The organism is Streptomyces sp. NPDC050743 (assembly GCF_044456925.1).
Lineage (GTDB): Bacteria > Actinomycetota > Actinomycetes > Streptomycetales > Streptomycetaceae > Streptomyces.
In genome coordinates this window covers 39,411-58,509 of the sequence record NZ_JBITGJ010000042.1, presented here as the reverse complement: position 1 = coordinate 58,509, position 19,099 = coordinate 39,411, and the positions used below count along the sequence as shown (strand labels likewise).

Genomic DNA, 19,099 nt, shown 5'->3' with positions numbered 1-19,099 from the left:
GGGTGCCGTTGCCCCCGACGGCTCGCGGGTTTCGTGGAGCAGGTGGCGCGCGGTTGTCATGGTGTGTCTTTGCCGGACGGCGAGCGTTGGTTCGGTGTTGTGTGCTTTCGCCGGGCGGCGAGCGCAGGTTGGCGTGTGTGTACCTTTTCCGGGCACGTGCCTCGCGGTTGCGGTGGCGTGTTTTCGCCGCACGGCGAGCGCCGGGTTGCGGTGGTATGTGACAACGTCGAGCACATAGTGCGCGGTTGTGGCGCTGTGTTTTCGCGGGGTCGCGAGCGTCGGGTTTGCGGGTGGTGTGCTGTCGCTTGGCCCTGAGCGCGGGTTTGCGGTGGTGTGCGTCAACGCGGGGCATGGGGCGAGCCGTTGCGGCAGTGTGTGCCTTCGCCTGGCCGCGGGCGCTGGTGCCAGGCGTCCGCCTGTGGCGAGGCCGGTGAGCCGACGGCGGTGCGACTGCGTCGCGCTGGCCCCGGCCGACCTCCTGGCCGGCCAGGGTCAGCGCGAGCTGCAAGCCGACCCGTGGTCTTCCGGGTTGCACCCGGCGCCGCGCATGGCTGAGGGCGGCGGCGTGTCCGGCGACCGGGTGCCCGAGCACTGCCCCGGCCTGCCCTGCGCTGCTCATCGAGCCCTTGCCCCCGATCACCCGCGCGTCAGAGCCGGGCGCGCCCTTCTCAGCCAGGAAGCCTTTGACTTGCCGGTCGGCTTCGTCGCGGGTCCACAGCACCCCGACGCCGGCGACGGTGCCGTTGCGGATCCGGCTCTCGTGCCTCTTGATCACGTACGAATCGCCCTCGCGGCGCGCCGAGGTGTGTCGGCGCCGGTGAGCGCCGCCGCATCCGGCGGCCGGGTCGCCGGCAACCCGAGTGGCGGCGCCACCTGGTTGGGCAGCCTGACAGCGACCGCGTCGATCCGGTGGGCCAACTCGGCGTACATCGACTCGGCCTGGCCCTCGCGTGTGGGGGCCCGGTCGCCCGCATCGGGTGACCGGTGCCACGGCACATAACGGATCCTCAAGTACCCACCTCACCGAGCCCACGCTGACCGCCGGACGGGCTTGGGCACGCGGCAGGACCCGGCACTACTCACCGTCAGCCGGCCCCGCCCGCATCGCATGCATGCCCCTTGCCTGGTCAGAAGGTAGAAGGGGGTGGAGGCCCGGTACATGTGGCGGCAGGCCGAACAGTTACTGGATTCGGCCAACGGCACCGTTCATGGCGCCGGAGGTGAAGGCGCCGCGCCGCCTTCGGCTGTTGGAGTGACGAGGGCTCGGAGCACGTCATGCAGCGTGGGACCCGCGGCCATGACGCCGCTGTCGAGCCGCGACACGGTGGCACCGGCCTCGCACACGATGAGCGCGCCGGCGACCCAGTCCCAGAGCGCCAGTTCGTCTTCGAAATACGCGTCACACCGGCCGGCCGCGACTCAGCACAGATCAAGGGCGGCGCTTCCACTGCTTCGGATGTCGCGCACCGCGGGTAGCAGCGCGGGCAGGACGGATGCCTGGCGGGCTCGAGCCGAGGCACGGTAGGAGAAGACGGTGGCGACGAGCGCCGAGGGCAGACCGACGGGGTCGCTGACCGACAACGGTTCGCCGTTCAGCCGGGCGCCGGCGCCGCGGACCGCTGTGAACATCTCGTCCCGGGCCGCGTCGTACACGGCACCGGCGATCGTCTCCATGCCGTCCTGGCGGACTACGGCTGTGACCACTCCGGCAGCTACTTCACCACTCCGGGACAGGTCTGGCTCGGCGGTTTGGACCTTGTAGGTGCCAAGAACTACGTCCGTGCTGGTCACGCCACGTGTTGGTACTCGTGGAGGATGCCGCCGAGGCGGTCGCGTCGGTGGACGTCGAGGTGGGTGAGCCGGTCGGGTTCGGTGATCGGTTCGGGCAGGGGACATAGCGGTGCTGCGCTTGCGAGAGTGCGGTGGGGCCTGGGCTGGTTGTAGAACTGCTCGTATTCGCGCAGGGCGTGGAGTAGATGGGCCTGGTTCCAGATAAGGGTGCGGTCGAGGAGTTCGGTTCGGCAGGAGCGGATCCATCGCTCCATGACCGCGTTCATGCGCGGCATCCGGACGCCGGTCTGGACGACCTCGAAACTCTCAGCTTGCAGGACGGCGTCGAAGGCGGCCGGGTAGCGCGCGTCGCGGTCGCGGATCAGGAACCTCACCTCTGCGCTGGCGTCGTGGAGGTCCATGACCAGGTTTCGGGCCAGTTGAGTGACCCAGCCCGCGGTGGGGTGCGCGGTCGCGCCGAGGATCTGCACGCGCCGGGTGGCGTGCTCGATGACAGCGAGGACGTACAGGGTCGCCCCGGTCAGCGTCTTGGTCTCGAAGAAGTCGGCAGCGAGGATGGTGTGAGCTTGGGAGCGCAGGAACGCTGGCCAGGTGGTGTGGTTCCGCTCGGGGGCGGGGGCGATGCCGTGTTCCTTGAGGATGTTCCACACGGTGGAGGCAGCGACGTTGATGCCGAGAGCGGCGAGCTCGGCGTGGATCCGCCTGTACCCCCAGCTCGGGTTCTCTCGTGCAGCCGGAGCACCAAGGCACGGACGGAGCGTACGGTGCGCGGTCGACCGGGACTCTTGGGGCGTGAGGCCGTGGCATGACGGCGGCGGAGCAGATCGCGGTGCCAGCGCAGCAGCGTGTCGGGAGAGACGATCAATTGGAGTCGGCGAAGGTGTACCCGGGGGAGGGGTTGCAGGAGCGCCGCGAGCAGTGCGCGGTCGGGCCAGGTGAGCTGCGGTTTGTCGATCTGCCGCTGCAGCACGGCTAGTTGGTGGCGCAGCGTCACCGGCCACGACGTGCGTGCCGCGGTCTCCATGAGCCAGGTCCACAACATGCTCCGCGGCGTCGCCTGCGGCCGACAGGAACGCCCAACGTCATCCTGCGCCGCTTTGGTCTGGCCCACCACCCCCTGTGCGCCGATAGCCTCGGCATCCCCTCGCTGCGAGGTGGTGTCGAAGGGGCCGAAGTCCAAGGCCGAGCTGTACGGGGCGATCCGTCGGGACTGCCGTGCCGTGCCGGGCCGGCCGTCGAGCCGTGATGCGCAAGCGCGGCGTGGTCCAGGCCGAAGTGCAGAACGCCTTGTCGACGGCCTATGACACGGCGGGCGTGCTCGGGCGGCTCCGACTGTCGGGCGGGCGCCGGGTGCGTGGACGGGGGAGCCGGCCCAGCGGAGCCGGCGGACAGCCAACTCCTTTTGGACACGCAGCGTTTACATGCGTTCGACCCGTCGACCGGCGGGACTTGTTATGGTGTTACTCATTGGTAGCAAGCTGAGTGGGGGGACGCGGGGAGACCTGCGGCCATCTCGCCGCCGGGCGAGTGGCGAGACGGATGACCTGGCAAGGGGGCCCGGTCAACGGCTTCTGCGCGTGCGCATCACGCGGCCGTCGAACTCCAGTTCCCTCACCCGCTGACCCGGACAGGTGGGACTCGTCACATGGCTCGTTCCCTGGTCGAATTACTGACCGTACACGCCCAGCAACAGCCCGACCGTACCGCCTACCGGTACCTCCTCACCGGCGACTGCGACGGGGACATCCAGGACATCTCCTACGGACAACTGGCCCACCGCTCCCGGGCCGTGGCCGCCTGGCTCCAGGACCGCGGCCTGGCCGGCTCGCGCGCCCTGCTGCTCCATCCGCCCGGCCTGGAGTTCGTCTCCGCCTTTCTGGGCTGCCTCGCTGCCGGCGTGGTCGCCGTGCCGGGCGTGCCCCCGCAGGGACGGGCGCAGAACCACCGCGCTCTCATCCGGATGAAGCGTCTGATGACCGACTCCGACGCCAAGGTGATCCTCGGCGGCCGCGAAGTCATCCGCGCCTTGCGCACATGGACCGAGTACCTGCCCGAACCCGACACGGTCCCCCGCGTCGCCACCGAGGACATTCCCGACGACGCGGCCGGCTCCTGGCACGCCCCCGACCTCACGGCCGACTCGGTGGCCTTCCTCCAGTACACCTCCGGCTCCACCTCCGCCCCGCGCGGTGTGGCCGTCACCCACGGCAACCTGCTGGACAACGAGCGGATCATCACCGAGCGGATGGGCCACACCCCGGACGCCCTCGCGGAGCACGGCCGGGAACTGATCCTCAGCTGGCTCCCCGTCTACCACGACATGGGTCTCATGGGCCCGGTGCTGAACACGCTGTACCTGGGCGCCACGGCCACGCTCTTCTCGCCGCTGCACTTCCTGCAGAGCCCCGATCGCTGGCTGACCGCGATCAGCCGTTACCGGCCGCACACCAGCGGCGGCCCCAACTTCGCCTACGAGCTGTGCCTGAAGCACGCCACCGCCGACCTGGTCGACAGCCTCGACCTGAGCGCGTGGAAGGTCGCCTTCAACGGCGCCGAACCGGTGCGCGCGGCCACGCTGCGACGGTTCACCGAGACCTTCCGCGCGGCCGGCTTCCGCCATGAGGCGTTCTACCCCTGCTACGGCCTGGCCGAAGCCACCTTGATGGTCACCGGCGGTGCGGTGGACGCCCCGCCCACCCTGCTGGAGGCCGCCGAGACCGGCCCGCACGCCGGCGAGGCGGACGCGGCCGCCGTGGGCTGCGGCCGGCCCGGGACCGGGATCACCGTGGTGATCGCCGACCCTGACCGGCAGGAGGAACTGCCCGAGGGCGAGGTCGGCGAGATATGGGTCACCGGCGCGAGCGTGGCCAAGGGCTACTGGCGCAACACCCTTGCCACCCGCGAGACCTTCCGCGCCACCCTGATCGGCCGCGAAGGCCGCTTCCTGCGCACGGGCGACCTCGGCTTCCTGCGGGACGGCGAACTGTTCGTCACCGGCCGCCTGAAGGACCTCGTCGTCATCGACGGGCGCAACCACTACCCGCAGGACCTGGAGCTGTCCGCGGAGTTGTCCCACCCGGCACTGCGGCCCGGCTGCACCGCGGCGTTCTCCGTGGACGCCGGCGGTGCGGAGGGCGAACAGGTCGTCGTGGTGGCCGAGGTGGCGCCCGAGGCGGCCGGCGAGGCCGAGAAGATCACCGACCTGGTGCGCAGCGCGATCGGCCAGGCCCATGGCCTGTCGGTGCGGGACGTGGTGCTGGTCCGCCCCGGCACCATCCCGAAGACGTCCAGCGGGAAGATCCAGCGCCGCGCCTCGCGGGCGGCCTACCTCGACGGCACCCTCGCCTTGGTGGACGTGCGCGTCACGGGATGACCCCACCGCCGCCGGCGCGCCCGCCCGCGCCGGCCGCACGTCCGCCCTCCGCGGCCGCAGGTCCGTCGACTTCGGCCGTACGTCACCCGATGTCAGCCGTACGCCGCTGCCGCATGCGGTCGTGCGGAATCCGCCCGCATCACCGTTGCTTGAGGACACCTGCCCAGATGCCTGCGAACGAGCCCCGGAAGCAGTCCACCATCACGCCCCTCACCACTGCCGAGGACGTACGGGCCTGGCTGGGGTCGGCCGTCGCCGAGGCCGCCGGGCTCGACCCGCTGGCCGTCGACCCGGACCGGCCGATCGCGGAATTCGGGCTGGGGTCACGCCAGTTGGTGACGCTGGCCGCGGAACTCTCCGCACGGACCGGCCGACCACTGGAGCCATCGCTCGTCTTCGACCACCCCACGATCGCCGCGCTGGCCGACGCGGTCCTCGGCGAGCCGCCCGCTCCGAGGGCCGGCCCGGTCTCCGCCGAGGCTCCGCCGCGGGCGGTAGACGACGACATCGCCATCGTCTCCATGGCCTGCCGCTTCCCTGGCGGCGCCGACGACCCCGAAGGGCTGTGGCGGCTGCTCGCCGCCGGCGAGGACGCCATCTCCGAGGTGCCGGCGGGCCGTTGGGACACCCAGAACCTCTACGACCCCGACCCCGAGGCCACCGGCAAGGCGTACACGCTGCGTGGCGGCTTCCTCGACGGCATCGACCGCTTCGACGCCGCCTTCTTCGGGATCTCGCCACGAGAGGCCGACGCCATGGACCCGCAGCAGCGGCTGCTGCTGCAGACCAGCTGGGAGGCGATCGAGCGGGCCGGGATCGTCCCCGAGACGCTGCACGGCAGCCTCACGGGCGTCTACATCGGCCTGTACGACAGCGGATACCTCGCCTCCGCCTCGCTGACCCAGCTCGACGGGCACGTCGGCACGGGCTCGGCACCCAGCGTGGCCTCCGGGCGCATCGCCTACACCCTCGGTCTGCAGGGCCCGGCGGTCACCGTCGACACCGCCTGCTCCTCCTCCCTCGTCGCCCTGCACCTGGCGGCCCGCGCGCTGGCGGCAGGTGAGTGCGACCTCGCCCTGGCGGGCGGCGCGAGCCTGCTGGTGACCCCGCGGGGACACGTGGAGTTCAGCAGGCTGCGCGGGCTGTCGCCGTCCGGGCGGTGCAGCCCCTTCTCGGCCGACGCGGACGGCGTGGTGTGGGCCGAGGGCTGCGGTGTGGTGCTGCTCAAGCGGCTCGCCGACGCCCGCCGCGACGGCGACCGGGTGCTCGCCGTGGTCAAGGGCTCGGCCGTCAACCAGGACGGCCGCAGCCAGGGGCTGAGCGCCCCCAACGGCCCGGCGCAGGAACGGGTGCTGCGCGCCACCCTCGACGCCGCCGGACTCGCGCCGGACGACGTGGACCACGTCGAGGCGCACGGCACCGGCACCCGGCTCGGCGACCCCATCGAGGGCCGTGCACTGGCCGCCGTCTTCGGACCGGGTCGCCCCGCCGACCGGCCCCTCGGCCTCGGCTCGCTGAAGTCCAACATCGGTCACACCCAGGCCGCCGCGGGCATCGGCGGCGTGATCAAGACGGTGCTCGCCCTCGGGCACGAGCTCATGCCGCCGTCCCTGCACGCCGAGACCCTCACGGAGCACGTCGACTGGGCGGGCAGCGGCCTGGTCGTGCACGGCAGCGCCCGGGCGTGGCCGCGCGGCGGCGACCGCGTGCGGCGGGCCGGGGTGAGCGCGTTCGGCATCAGCGGCACCAACGCGCACGTCGTGCTGGAGGAGGCACCGCAGGACGCCGTCGCACCGGCCGGGGCGGAGGCGGAGCTGCCCGGCCCGACGCTCTTCCCGCTCTCCGCCCGCACGCTCCCCGCGCTCCAGGCGCAAGCCGACCGACTTCACGCACGTCTCGTCGCGCGGCCGGAGTTGCCCCTGCCCGCCGTGGCCGCGACGCTGGCCCACCACCGCACCCACTTCGAGCACCGTGCCGTCGTCCAGGCGGCCGGCCGGGACGAACTGCTGACCGCGCTGCGGGCCCTCGCGGAGGGCCGGCTCGACCCCGGGCCGACCGCCGGCCCCCGGCGGACGCTGCCCGCGGACAAGGTGGCCTTCGTCTTCCCCGGTCAGGGCGCCCAGTGGGCCGGCATGGCCCGTGACCTGCTCGAACGCGATCCCGTGTTCGCCGACGAGCTCGACCGCTGCGACGCCGCCCTGCGACCGTTCACCGTCTGGTCCGCGGCGGCGGTTCTGCGCGGCGAGGCGGGAGCCCCGTCCCTGGACCGCGTGGATGTCGTCCAGCCGGTGCTCTTCGCGGTGATGGTGTCCCTGGCCGCGGTGTGGCGGGCCCGTGGCGTCCGGCCGGACGCCGTGATCGGGCACAGCCAGGGCGAAGTGGCGGCGGCCTGCGTCGCCGGTGCGCTCAGCCTCAATGACGCGGCCGCGGTGGTCGCCCTGCGCAGCCGGGCCCTGACCGAGCTGTCCGGCACCGGCGCCATGGCCGTCGTCGGCCTGCCGCACACCGAGGTCGTCACCCGCCTCGAGGGTCTCGGCGACCGGGTCTCGGTCGCTGCTGTGAACAGCGGCCGGGCGACCGTGATCGCCGGTGACGTGGAGCCGCTGGAGGGCCTGCTCGCCGACCTCGACCGGGAACAGGTCTTCGTCCGTCGCCTCGACGTCGACTACGCCTCCCACAGCGCCCGGGTCGAGCAGGTGCGCGCGACGATCCTCGACGAGCTCGACGGCGTGACCACGTACCCCACGTCGGTCGTCTGGTACTCCACCGTCACCGGTGAGCCGGTCACCGAGGAGCTGGAGGCCGGCTACTGGTACACCAACCTGCGCGAACCCGTCCGCTTCGCGCCCGCGGTGGAGCGCATGGCGGCCGACGGCTACCGGCACTTCGTCGAACTCAGCTCGCATCCGTCCCTGCTCACCGCCCTGCACACGATCGGCGAGGACTCCGGCCACGAGCTGGTCGCCGTCGGCTCCCTCCGCCGCGACGAGGACGGACCCGCCTGCCTGGACCGCGCAGCCGCCGAACTGCACGTCTGCGGACGGCGGTTGGACTGGCGGCGCCTGGTCGCCGACACCGTCCGGGCGGACCTGCCGACCTACGCCTGGGACACCCGGCGCCACTGGATCGCACCCGAGCCGGCTTCGGGCGGTCCGGGCCTGTTCGACCGCGCCGCGCACCCGTTGCTCGGCGTCCAGTTGCAGTCGGCCGACGAGACCCGCTGGACCTTCCGCAACGAGTGGTCCCCGGCCACCGCCGACTGGCTGTCCGACCACACCGTGTTCGGCCGGACCGTGGTGTCCGGCACGACCCTGCTGGAGCTGTGCCGGGCCGCCCTCGCCGTGGCCCGCCCGGACGATCCGGCCGACGTGACCGACCTGCTGTTGCTCGCACCCCTCGTGCTGCCCGCCTCCGGCACGGTGGAGGTGTCCGTCGAGGTGGTCACCGCCGGCCCGGCACCGGAGATCACCGTGCACAGCCGCCCGCGCGGCCAGGAGGCCACCGGCTGGACCCTGCACGCCACCGCCTCGGCGGCCGCGGCGACCGAGGCGGCGGAGCGGCCGCCGGTGTGGCCTCAGGCGGCGGAGCCCGCCTGGAGCCCGGACACCTACGAGCGGCTGACCGGGCTCGGTCTCGGCTACGGTCCGGCCTTCCAGGGCGTACGGGAGGCGGTGGTGCCCGGCGCCGGCGAGCTGCTGGCCCGGCTGTCGCTGCCGTCCGCGGCCCACGACTTGGCCGACCCCTACCCGGTCCACCCGGCGCTGCTGGACGCCGCGCTGCACGTGGCCGCGGCCCTCGAAGGAGGCGCCGCCCCCGACGGCCCGGTGCTCCTTCCGATCGCGGTGGGCCGCGCCGCGCTGTCGCACGGCGGCGCCGACGACCTCATCGCGCTCGTGCGGCGCACCGGCGCCACCGAAACGGATCTCACGCTGGACGTGATGCTGTGGGACGCCGACGGCTTCCCCGCGGGCCGGCTGGAGGGCGTACGGCTGCGGGCCGCGAGCCCGGCGGATCTCGCCGGCGGTTCGGGCAACGGGCGGCACCTGTACGAGGTGGCCTGGACGGCCGCGCCCGAACCGAGCGTCCAGGCACCGGCCGGTGACTGGACCGTCGTCGGCGACCCGTCCGACCCCGACGTCGCCGCGGCCCTGCGCAGCCTCGAAGCCGCGGGGATCCAATGTCGCGACACGGGTGGCGACGTGCTCGTACGGTTGTGGCCACGGCCGGACGAGGACGCCGAAACGGACGCCGCCGCACGGGAGGTGACGGAAGCCGCGCTGGCCGAGCTGCAGACACTCGCCGCACAGGAGCAGGCACCCGCCCGGACCATCTGGGTGACCCGCGGCGCGGTCGCGGCCGACGACCGGGACACCGTGCCGGGCCTCGCCCAGTCGGCGCTGTGGGGCCTGGCCCGCAGCGCCCGTGCCGAGCATCCGGACCTCGGGCTGACGCTGCTCGACCTCGAGGACACCGATCCCGCGGCTGCCCTGCTCGCCGTCGTCGCGCACCGGGACGAGCCCGAACTCGCCGGGCGCGCGGGCACTTTGCTCGTGCCCCGGCTCGTGCGCGCCCGCGCCGCCGACACGGACCGTGCACGGACACCCGTCGACGGCACCGTACTAATCACCGGAGGCCTCGGCGCCGTCGGACGCCACATCGCCCGGCTCCTCGCCGAACGGGGCGTACCTCGCCTGCTGCTGACGTCCCGGCGCGGAGCCGACGACCCGCGCACGGCCGAGGTCACCGCGGAACTGACAGCGCTCGGCGCCGCGGTCGAGGTGGCGGCATGCGACGTCGCCGATGCTGCGGCCCTGGCCGACATTGTCGGTTCCGTCGCCCGCGAACTCCGCGGCGTCGTGCACTGCGCCGGCGTCCTGGACGACGGGGTGGTCGCCGAGCTGACCCCCGAACGCCTCGCGCGGGTGCTCAGCCCCAAGGTGGACGGCGCCGCCCACCTGCACCGGCTCACCGCGGACGCGCAGCTCGACCTGTTCCTGCTGGTCTCCTCCGCCGCCGGTGTCGTCGGCAACGCGGGCCAGGCCAACTACGCCGCCGCCAACGCCTTCCTCGACCAACTCGCCCACCACCGGCGCGCCTCGGGGCTGCCCGCAGTGTCGGTCTCCTTCGGCGCCTGGGCGGGCGAGGGCCTCGCCGCCGAACACGCCGACCTGGAGCGGATGGCCCGCCTCGGCCACCGCGCCCTGACTCCGGAACAGGGCCGCGACCTCGTCGAACTCGCGCTGCGCCGGGACGCCCCGCACCTGGTCGCCTGTGCGCTTGACCTGCCCCGCCTGCGCGAGACCACGGCCGGCGCGGGCGGCGGTGCGGCCGCGCTGTGGCGCTCCCTGCTGCCCGCGCCCCGCACCGGGCAGGACGGCACGGACGGCCTGGCGGACCGGCTGGCCCGGCTGCCGGAGGCGGAGCGCGCCGACCGCGTCCTGGCCCTGGTCCGCGAGGAGGCCTCCCGCGCCCTCGGTCTGCGCTCGGCGGAGTCCGTCCGTCACGACCAGCCGCTGCGCGACCTCGGCATGGACTCGGTGACGGCGGTGGAGCTCCGTAACCGCATCGGCGCGCGCCTCGGCTCCCGCCTCCCGGCCACCCTGCTGTTCGACCACCCCACCCCGGCCCGCCTCGCCGAGCACCTGCTGGCCACCGTGATCGCGACGAGCGGCCCCACCGCCCGCCGTCCCGCGCCCGCCGCGCCGCACACCCGCACCGCGGCGCACGACGAGCCGGTCGCCCTGGTGGCCATGGCCTGCCGCCTGCCGGGCGGCGTGGGCGACCCGGAGGAGCTGTGGCAGCTGGTCGCCGAGGGCCGTGACGCGGTCGGCCCGTTCCCGGCCGGGCGCTGGGACGTCGAGTCGCTGTACGACCCCGACCCGGAGACGCCGGGCAAGTCGTACGCCCGGGAGGGCGGCTTCCTGGACGACATAGAGTCCTTCGACGCGGGTTTCTTCGGCATCACCCCGAAGGAGGCCGCCGCCATGGACCCGCAGCAGCGGCTGCTGCTGGAGACCGCGTGGGAGGCGCTGGAGCGCGCCGGGATCGTCCCCGCCGAACTGGCGGGCAGCACCGCCGGCGTGTACGTCGGCATGTTCGGCAGCGACTACCTGTCGGGCTCCCGGCTCGACCAGCTGGACGGGTACGTCGGCACCGGGTCGGCGCTCAGCGTGGCCTCGGGCCGGCTGGCGTACGCGCTCGGGCTGCACGGCCCGGCGCTGACGGTGGACACGGCGTGCTCGTCGTCGCTCGTCGCGGTGCACCTGGCGGCGCAGGCGCTGCGGTCGGGCGAGTGCGACCTGGCGCTGGCCGGCGGTGTGACGCTCATGGTGACCCCGCAGACCTTCGTGGAGTTCAGCCGGCTGCGGGGTCTGTCCCCGACGGGCCGCTGCCGCTCCTTCTCCGACGACGCCGACGGCGCCGTCTGGGCCGAGGGCGCCGGGATGCTCGTACTGAAGCGGCTGAGCGACGCGCGGCGGGACGGCGACGAGGTGCTCGCGGTGCTGCGCGGCACGGCCGTCAACCAGGACGGCCGCAGCCAGGGCCTGTCCGCGCCCAACGGCCCGGCGCAGGAACACGTGGTCCGGCGGGCCCTGGAGCTGTCCGGCCTCGAACCCGCCGACATCGACTACGTGGAGGCGCACGGCACCGGCACGACGCTGGGCGACCCGATCGAGGCGAACGCCCTGGCGCAGGTCTTCGGTGCCTCCCGCCCCCGGCACCGCCCGCTGTACCTGGGCTCGCTCAAGTCCAACCTCGGGCACACGCAGGCCGCCTCGGGCATCGCCGGGCTGATCAAGGTGGTGCAGTCGCTGCGCCACGGGATGCTGCCGGCCACCCTGCACGCCGGCACACCCAGCCGGTACGTCGAGTGGGACGGCAGCGGTCTGCACCTGCTGCAGGAGGCCCTGCCGTGGCCGGCGGCGAAGGAGCGCGTCCGGCGGGCCGGGGTCAGCGCCTTCGGGATCAACGGGACCAACGCGCATGTGATCGTGGAGGAGGCCCCACCGTCCGCGGCGGAGCCCGGCCTCGCAGGTGAACCTCCGTCCGGCAAGCGGCTGTTCATCCTATCCGGGCGGAGCGAGGCCGCGCTGCGCGGGCAGGCCGCACGGCTGGCCCGACACCTGACCGGGGACACGCCGCTGCCGGACGTCGCCTACACCCTGGCCCGGCACCGCAGCCACTTCCCCTGGCGGGCGGCGGTCACGGCGGGCGACGCGGACGAACTGCGCGCCGCACTCGATGCGTTGGGCAGCGGACGGGCGCAGCCGGCCACGCCGCGCGAGGGGGAGACGGGCAGGGTGGCCTTCGTCTTCTCCGGGCACGGCAGCCAATGGCCCGGTATGGGCCTGGAGTTGCTGGCCGGTTCCCAGGCCTTCCGCGAGGAGCTGACCCGGATCGACGAGGCGGTGCAGCGGCACGTCGGCTGGTCGGTGCTCAACGCGCTGCGGGCACCGGAGGAGTTCTCCCCGCTGCACCGGACCGAGTGCCTGCAACCGGTGCTCTTCGCGGTCAACGCGGCGCTGGCCGCCGCGTGGCGGGCCCTCGGCGTGGTCCCGGACGCCGTGGTCGGACACAGCCTGGGCGAGATCGCCGCCGCCTACAGCGTGGGCGCCCTCGGCCTGGACGACGCCGTGGCCGTGGTGACCGGTCGGGCCGAGGCCGTCGTCCCGCTGGTCGGGCAGGGCGGCATGGTCGCGGTGGAACTGCCGCGGGCGCAGGTCGAGGAACTGCTCGCCCCCTACGCGGACCGGCTCTTCGTCGCCGCGGTCAACAGCGCGGGCTCCACGGCCGTCTCCGGCGCCGCCGACGCACTGGCCGAGCTGCGCCGCCACCTCGAAGAGGGGGGGATCACCGTACGACGGCTGTCGACACCGTTCGCCTCGCACACCCCGCTGATGGAACCTCTGCGCACGGAGTTGCTCGACCGCTTTTCCGGTATCCGGGGCGCACAGGCGTCGACCCCGCTGTACTCGACGGTGCTGGCCGAACCCGTCTCCGGCGACCGGCTGGACGCCGACTACTGGTACGCCAACCTCAGGCAGCCCGTCCGTTTCGCCGACACCGTCCGGCGGATGCTGGACGACGGCTACCGCTACTTCGTCGAGCTCAGCCCGCATCCCTCGCTGCTGTCCTCCATCGAGGCGGTGGCGGCGGAGGCCGGGATCGACGTGGCCGGCGTCGGCTCGCTGCGCCGTCAGCAGGACGGGCCCGATGTCCTGCTGCGCGGCGTCGGCGAGTTGTACCTTGCCGGGCACGCGCCGGACTGGCCGGCGCTGTTCCCGCAAGGCCGCCGCGTCGATCTGCCGACGTACGCCTTCGCCCGCGAACGCCACTGGCTCACGCCCGCCCCGGCCACAGCCACGGGCTCCTCACCGCTCCTCGGCACCCACGTCGAGTCCAGCGACGAGCCGGACCGGCACCTCTTCCAGAGCGACATCGACCTGCGGGACAGCCGCTTCGCCTATCTGAGCGACCACCGGGTGGACGGCGAGGTCTGGCTGCCCGGCGCCGCCTTCCTCGACATGGTGCTGGAGGCCGCCTCCGCGGTGCAGGACGGGCGCCAAGTCCACCTGAGCGAGATCGAGTTCGTGCAGCCGTTGCGGATGGATCCCGAACGGCCCGTACGGGTGCAGCTGGTGCTGCGGCCCGCCCGGGACGGCTTCCGGTCCTTCACCGTCGTCTCCGCGGGCGCCGGTGAGCGGCGCCCGCGGTGGGTGCGGCACGTCGGCGGACGCGTCGCGGTGACCGGCGAGCAGCCCTCGCCCGACGTACGGCTCGACGACGTGCGGCTCACCGCCGTGCGTGAGCAGTGCACGCAGGACGCGGACCTGCCGGCGGTGTACGCCGGGCTGAGCGCCCTCGGCATCGACTACGGCCCCGCCTTCCGGGGCCTGGAACAGGGCCGCCGCGGCCACTCGGCGGCCCTGGGCCGGCTGGCCGCCAGGCCCGCCGCGGGCTATCTGCTGCATCCCGCGGTCCTCGACGCCGCGTTCCACACGGTCGCCCTGCCCCAGGATGCCCCCGAGGGCCGGGCGTTCGTGCCCGCCGGGGCGGGACGGCTGCGGTTCACCGGCCTGCGCACCACGCCTGCCTGGGCCGGCTGCGAACTGCGCTCCGTGTCCGGCGACACCGCCACCCTGGACCTCAGGATCTGGGACGAGGACGGGCAACTCGTCCTGGAGATGGAGGGGTTCCGGCTGGCCGCGCTCTCGCCGCTGGACGGCGCCCTCTTCGAGACCCGCTGGCACCCGCGCCCGGTGGCGCAGGAACCGCCGGTGAAGGGCAGCTGGCTGATCCTGGCCGACGACACCGGGGTGGCGGACGCGCTCGGCGAGCGGTTCGGCTCCTCGGTGCCGCATGTCGTCGCCCGCAGCGGCAACGCCTTCGCCGTCGAGGGACCGGGACGCTACGTCCTCGATCCGGCCGACCCGCACCACCTGGCCCGGCTGCTGGAGGAGGCCTTCGCGGGCGGACAGCCCGAGCAGGTGGTGCAGCTGACCGCCCTCGACGCCCCGGCGATCGGCGACGCCGGATCGGCCGAGCAGGCGGCGCGGCTGTGCTGCCTGAGCACCCTGCACCTGGTGCGCGCCCTCGCCGGCCGTCCGCAGGGCCGGGCTCCGCGCCTGTTCGTGGTCGTACGCGGCAGCCAGGCAGCCGGCCACAGCACCGGGGTGACCAACCCGCAGCAGGCGCTCGCCTGGGGCTTCGGGCTCGCGGTGGCGCAGGAGTACCCGGAGCTGTCGACCACGCTGATCGACCTGCCGCCCACCGACGGCGTCGACGCCCTGTGGACCCAGCTCAGGCACGCCGACGACGAACGGCTCGTCGCGCTGCGCGGCACCGGCCGCCTGGTGCCGCGCCTGGCCCACACCCGCCCGGACGACGGCGGTCACGGCGAGACCTCCGTGGACGGTGTGCACCTGATCACCGGCGGTCTGGGCGGCCTCGGCCGCGTCGTCGCCGAGCGGCTGGTCCGCCGCGGGGCCCGCCGACTGGCTCTCATGAGCCGGGGCACGCCCGACGCGGAGGCCGGCAACTGGATCACGGGTCTGGAAGAGCGAGGCGTCACCGTGCACCTGGCCCGCGCCGACGTCGCCGACCGGGAGAGCCTCACGGCCGCCCTGGACGCCGTACGGCACGCCTGCGGCCCGGTCGCCACGGTCGTGCACACCGCCGGAGTGCTCGACGACGCCACGGTGGCGAACCTGACCGACGAACGCGTCCTGCGCGTCCTCGCCCCCAAGGTCCTGGGCACCGCCCTCCTCACCGAGCTGATCCCGGAGACCCGGAACCTGGTCCTGTTCGCCTCCGCGGCAGGACTCCTCGGGTCGGCCGGGCAGAGCCCGTACTCGGCGGCGAACGCCTTCCTCGACGCCTGGGCACACCACCTTTCCCGCACCGACCGCCCTGCGCTGAGCCTGGACTGGGGTGCCTGGGCCGGTGTCGGCATGGTCGCCGGGTCCGGCACCCGGGCCGCCGAGACCAGCCGCTCGGGCCTGGTCGCCTTCTCGCCGCAGGAGGGAGGCGAGCTGTTCGAGCGGGTCCTGGCCACCGCCCGCCGCCAGCTCGCGCCGATCGCCCTGGACCGGGAGATGCTGACGCTCGTCCCCGACGCCGTGCGCACCCGCCCGATCCTGGGCGACCTGGTCACCGTCCAGACCGGCACGGCCACCTCGGACGACCTCGTCAAGAAGGTGTTCGCGGCGACGACCGACCAGGACCGCGCCACCTGGCTCGAGGCGTACGTCCGGGCCCGGGTCGGCGAGGTCTCCGGAGGAGCGGTCGACGTGTCGGCGACCACGGCCCTGAAGGAACTGGGCCTGGACTCCCTGATGCTGGTGCGGTTGCGCAACGCCTTCGTCCGCGAACTGGGCGTGGAGCTGCCGGCCGCGGACGTGTTCGCGGCGTCCGACATCCGCGGCCTCGCCCAGGCCCTGGCCGAGGGCCTTCCGGAGCGGGGCGCCGTGGCGCGGCAGGACTCCGGCGACCTCGCCGGGGAGGTCCCGGAGACCGAACTGCGGCCCGCGACACGGGACGTCGTACGACTGCTGCGCAGCGCCCGGCCGGGCATGCCGGACGCGGCGCACGGCATCGGCCTCGCCGTACGGCTGATCGCGCCGACCACACCGGAGACGCTCACCGGCATCCTCACCCGGCTCGTCGCGCGGCACGCGGCCCTGCGCACCGCGATCATCACCGGGGAGGAAGGCGTACGGCAGCTGCGCGTGGACCGGGAACCGGCGGAGCCGGTGCTGCGCTGCACGGCCGTCGAAGGCCCACTCGACGCCGCCGAGCGCCTGCGCACCCTGCTGGAGCCGCCGTTCGACCTGGCGACGACACCACTGTGGCGGTTCGAGCTGGTGGACGGCGGTGCACACGGCCAGATTCTGGTGTTCGGCGCCCACCACGCGGTCAGCGACCTGCAGTCGCTGCTGCTCGTGGCCGGCGAGATCGACGCGGAACTGTCCGGCACCCCCCTCGACGCCGCCGTCACCAACCGCGACATCGCCCTGCTCATCGAGGCCCAGCAGGGCGGTGAGGGGGCGGGCGCCGAGTGGCGCGAGCACTTCCACGGCAGCGAACGGCTCGACCTGGAGCTGGACCGGCCGCGCCCGGCGACCCGGTCGTACCGGGCCGGCAGCGTGACCGTGACGATTCCCGACGGGCTGATGGAACGGGTTGCGGCGGCCGCGAGCAGGCTGGCCGTCACTCCCGCCGCCTTCTGCCTCGGCACCCTGACGGTGCTGCTGGCCGGAAAGCGGGAACGGGAGCGGTTCGTGCTCGCCGTTCCCGTGGACACCCGCATCCACGCCGACGCGTACGACGCGGTGGGCTTCTTCGGCGTGCCGGTGCCGTTCCCGGCCGAGGCCCGCGCGGGCGAACAGGTGGCCGAGGTGCTGCGCCGCACCGACGCGCGCCTGCAGCGCCTCCTGGCCAAGGGCGCCATGTTCTCCGACGTCCTGGCCACCCTGGCCCGGCAGGGCCTGCACCGGGAGAACGCGCCGCTCGTCGAGGTCTACTTCAACTACGTACGGTCCTCGCGCCACCTCACCCGGCTGGAGGTGCTGCCGGCCGGCACCGGCTACTCCGACCTCGACCTGATGATCACCATGACCCCGGATGCGGCACGCGTCCGGCTCGACCACAACCTGGACATCCTGGACGCCGCGACCACCGCCGAGCTGGGGGAGGAGTTCCTGCGGTTGCTGGGGGAGGCGGCTGAGGACCCTGCGGCACCGGCGCGCGCCGGCACCCGGACTCCCGCGGGTACGGCGCCCGCACCTCGCCGGTCCCTGGCCCTCGCCGCCACCTTCGCCCTCGGCAACCTCCCGCTGATGTGCGAGGCAGCCGTCGAGAACGGGGCCGGGGACGGCGGACCGGCGATCACCGAGGCGCCGTACCACCACGTGCTCGCGAGTCTCCAGGACCCCTCGGGTGTCTTCGCCGACCCCGCGACCGCGGTGGGCGTGGTGCTGCTGCGGGCGGTGGACCTGGAGCGCTTCGGCCCGGTCGACGACGCGCTGCTCGCCGAGCTGCGCACCGCCTACCCGGCCGCGCTCAAGGCGCTGTCGGAACGCACCCGCAAGCCGCTGATCGTCGGCTTCCTGCCCGCCGCCCGTCAGGAGGACCGACTGACGCAGTGGGAGCGCGAGGTCGCCGCCGACCTGGCCGGCCTGCCCGGCATCGCGGTGCTCGGCACCGACGACTGGACCCGGCACCACCCCGGCGGGGAACGCTTCGACGAGCGGACCGAGCGGCTGGCCCACCTGCCCTTCACGCCGCCCTTCCAGGCGGCCGTGGCGCTGCGCCTCGCCGACGTCGTACGGGCGGTGCTGCGCCCCACGCCCAAGGTGATCGCGGTGGACGGCGACGAGACCCTGTGGGGCGGGGTCGCCGGCGAGATCGGCCCCGAGGCCGTCGACCTGGCCGGTCCGCGCGCCCTGCTCGCGCGCAGGCTGCTGCAGTGGCGCGAGGCGGGCGCGCTGCTGGCGCTCGTCAGCAACAACGACGAGGCCACGGTCCGCGCCGTCCTGGACCGCCCGGACAGCCTGCTGAGGGCGGAGCACTTCAGCGTGCTGTCGGCCGCCTGGGGACCGAAGCCGGGCCGCCTGGCCGAGGCCGCACGCACGCTCGACCTCGGCCTGGACAGCTTCCTGTTCCTGGACGACAACCCCGCCGAGATCGCCAAGGTGCGCTCCGCGCTGCCGCAGGTGCTGTCGGTGACCTGCCCGTCCGCGGACGAACTTGAGGAGTTCCTGGGCCGGTTGTGGCCGCTGGTCCCCGCGGCGGTGACCGCCGAGGACGCGCTGCGGGCCCGGTTCTACGCGCAGGAAAGGGAACGGGAGACTGTCCGCGCAGCCGCCGGGTTCGAGGAGTTCCTTGCGCAGCTGCAGCTGGAGGTCGACATCCGGGCGCTGTCCGAGGCCGACGTGCAGCGGGCCGAGCAACTCGTCCGCCGCACCAACCAGTTCACGCTCCACCCCCGGTCGGCCGACGGCGGCGACGTCGCCCGCTGGCGGCAGCGGGGCGAGGTGTGGACGGCGGCGGCCCGGGACCGGTTCGGTGACTACGGGCAGATCGCCCTGCTCGCTCTGTGCGCGGACCGCGACCAACTCGAGGTCACGGGCTGGCTGATGAGCTGCCGGGCGCTCGGCCGAGGGGTCGAGGAACGCCTGTTGCAGTGGCTGGCCGACCGTGCCGAGGAACTGGGCTGCACGAAAGTCCGGCTGACGGCGGAGCGCACGGAGCGCAACGTACCGGCACGGCGACTGGTGGCCGCGCTCGGTGGCGGTGACCAGGACGACGAGCGCCTGGAGGCCGTGGTCACACCGGACCGCCTGAGGGCGTTCCGGTCCTGGGAGCAGCAGTGAGGACGTGCCGCAGCAAGCAGGCGAGGACTTCCTCGGATGTCGGAAGCAAGGGAAAGGACGC

At 73.8% G+C, this 19,099-nt stretch carries 3 protein-coding genes and 2 pseudogenes; 2 read left to right on the top strand and 3 right to left on the bottom strand.

Translation table 11 applies throughout. The annotated features are described in order from the left end of the window. Window positions 1-771: 771 nt before the first annotated feature. The 3 genes and pseudogenes from ACIBJF_RS31480 to ACIBJF_RS31470 form a co-directional block, all read right to left on the bottom strand. Window positions 772-1,011: a hypothetical protein gene (locus ACIBJF_RS31480; RefSeq protein ID WP_399178781.1), complete on the bottom strand. Its 240-nt coding sequence runs from the start codon at window positions 1,009-1,011 to the stop codon at window positions 772-774. Window positions 1,012-1,206: 195 nt separating this feature from the next. Next, window positions 1,207-1,674: pseudogene (locus ACIBJF_RS31475) on the bottom strand (inositol monophosphatase family protein). Window positions 1,675-1,787: 113 nt separating this feature from the next. Continuing rightward, window positions 1,788-2,833 (bottom strand): annotated as a pseudogene (locus ACIBJF_RS31470) (integrase core domain-containing protein). Between the two features lie 603 nt (window positions 2,834-3,436). Here ACIBJF_RS31470 and ACIBJF_RS31465 point away from each other — a divergent pair. Together ACIBJF_RS31465 and ACIBJF_RS31460 are read left to right on the top strand one after the other, a co-directional pair. After that, the gene (locus ACIBJF_RS31465; protein WP_399178779.1) at window positions 3,437-5,164 is read left to right on the top strand and encodes a fatty acyl-AMP ligase; all 1,728 of its coding nucleotides are present in this window, start codon (window positions 3,437-3,439) and stop codon (window positions 5,162-5,164) included. A gap of 167 nt (window positions 5,165-5,331) precedes the next feature. Next, entirely contained in the window at window positions 5,332-19,038 is a 13,707-nt protein-coding gene (locus ACIBJF_RS31460; RefSeq protein WP_399178777.1) for an SDR family NAD(P)-dependent oxidoreductase, read from the top strand. Window positions 19,039-19,099 lie beyond the last annotated feature (61 nt).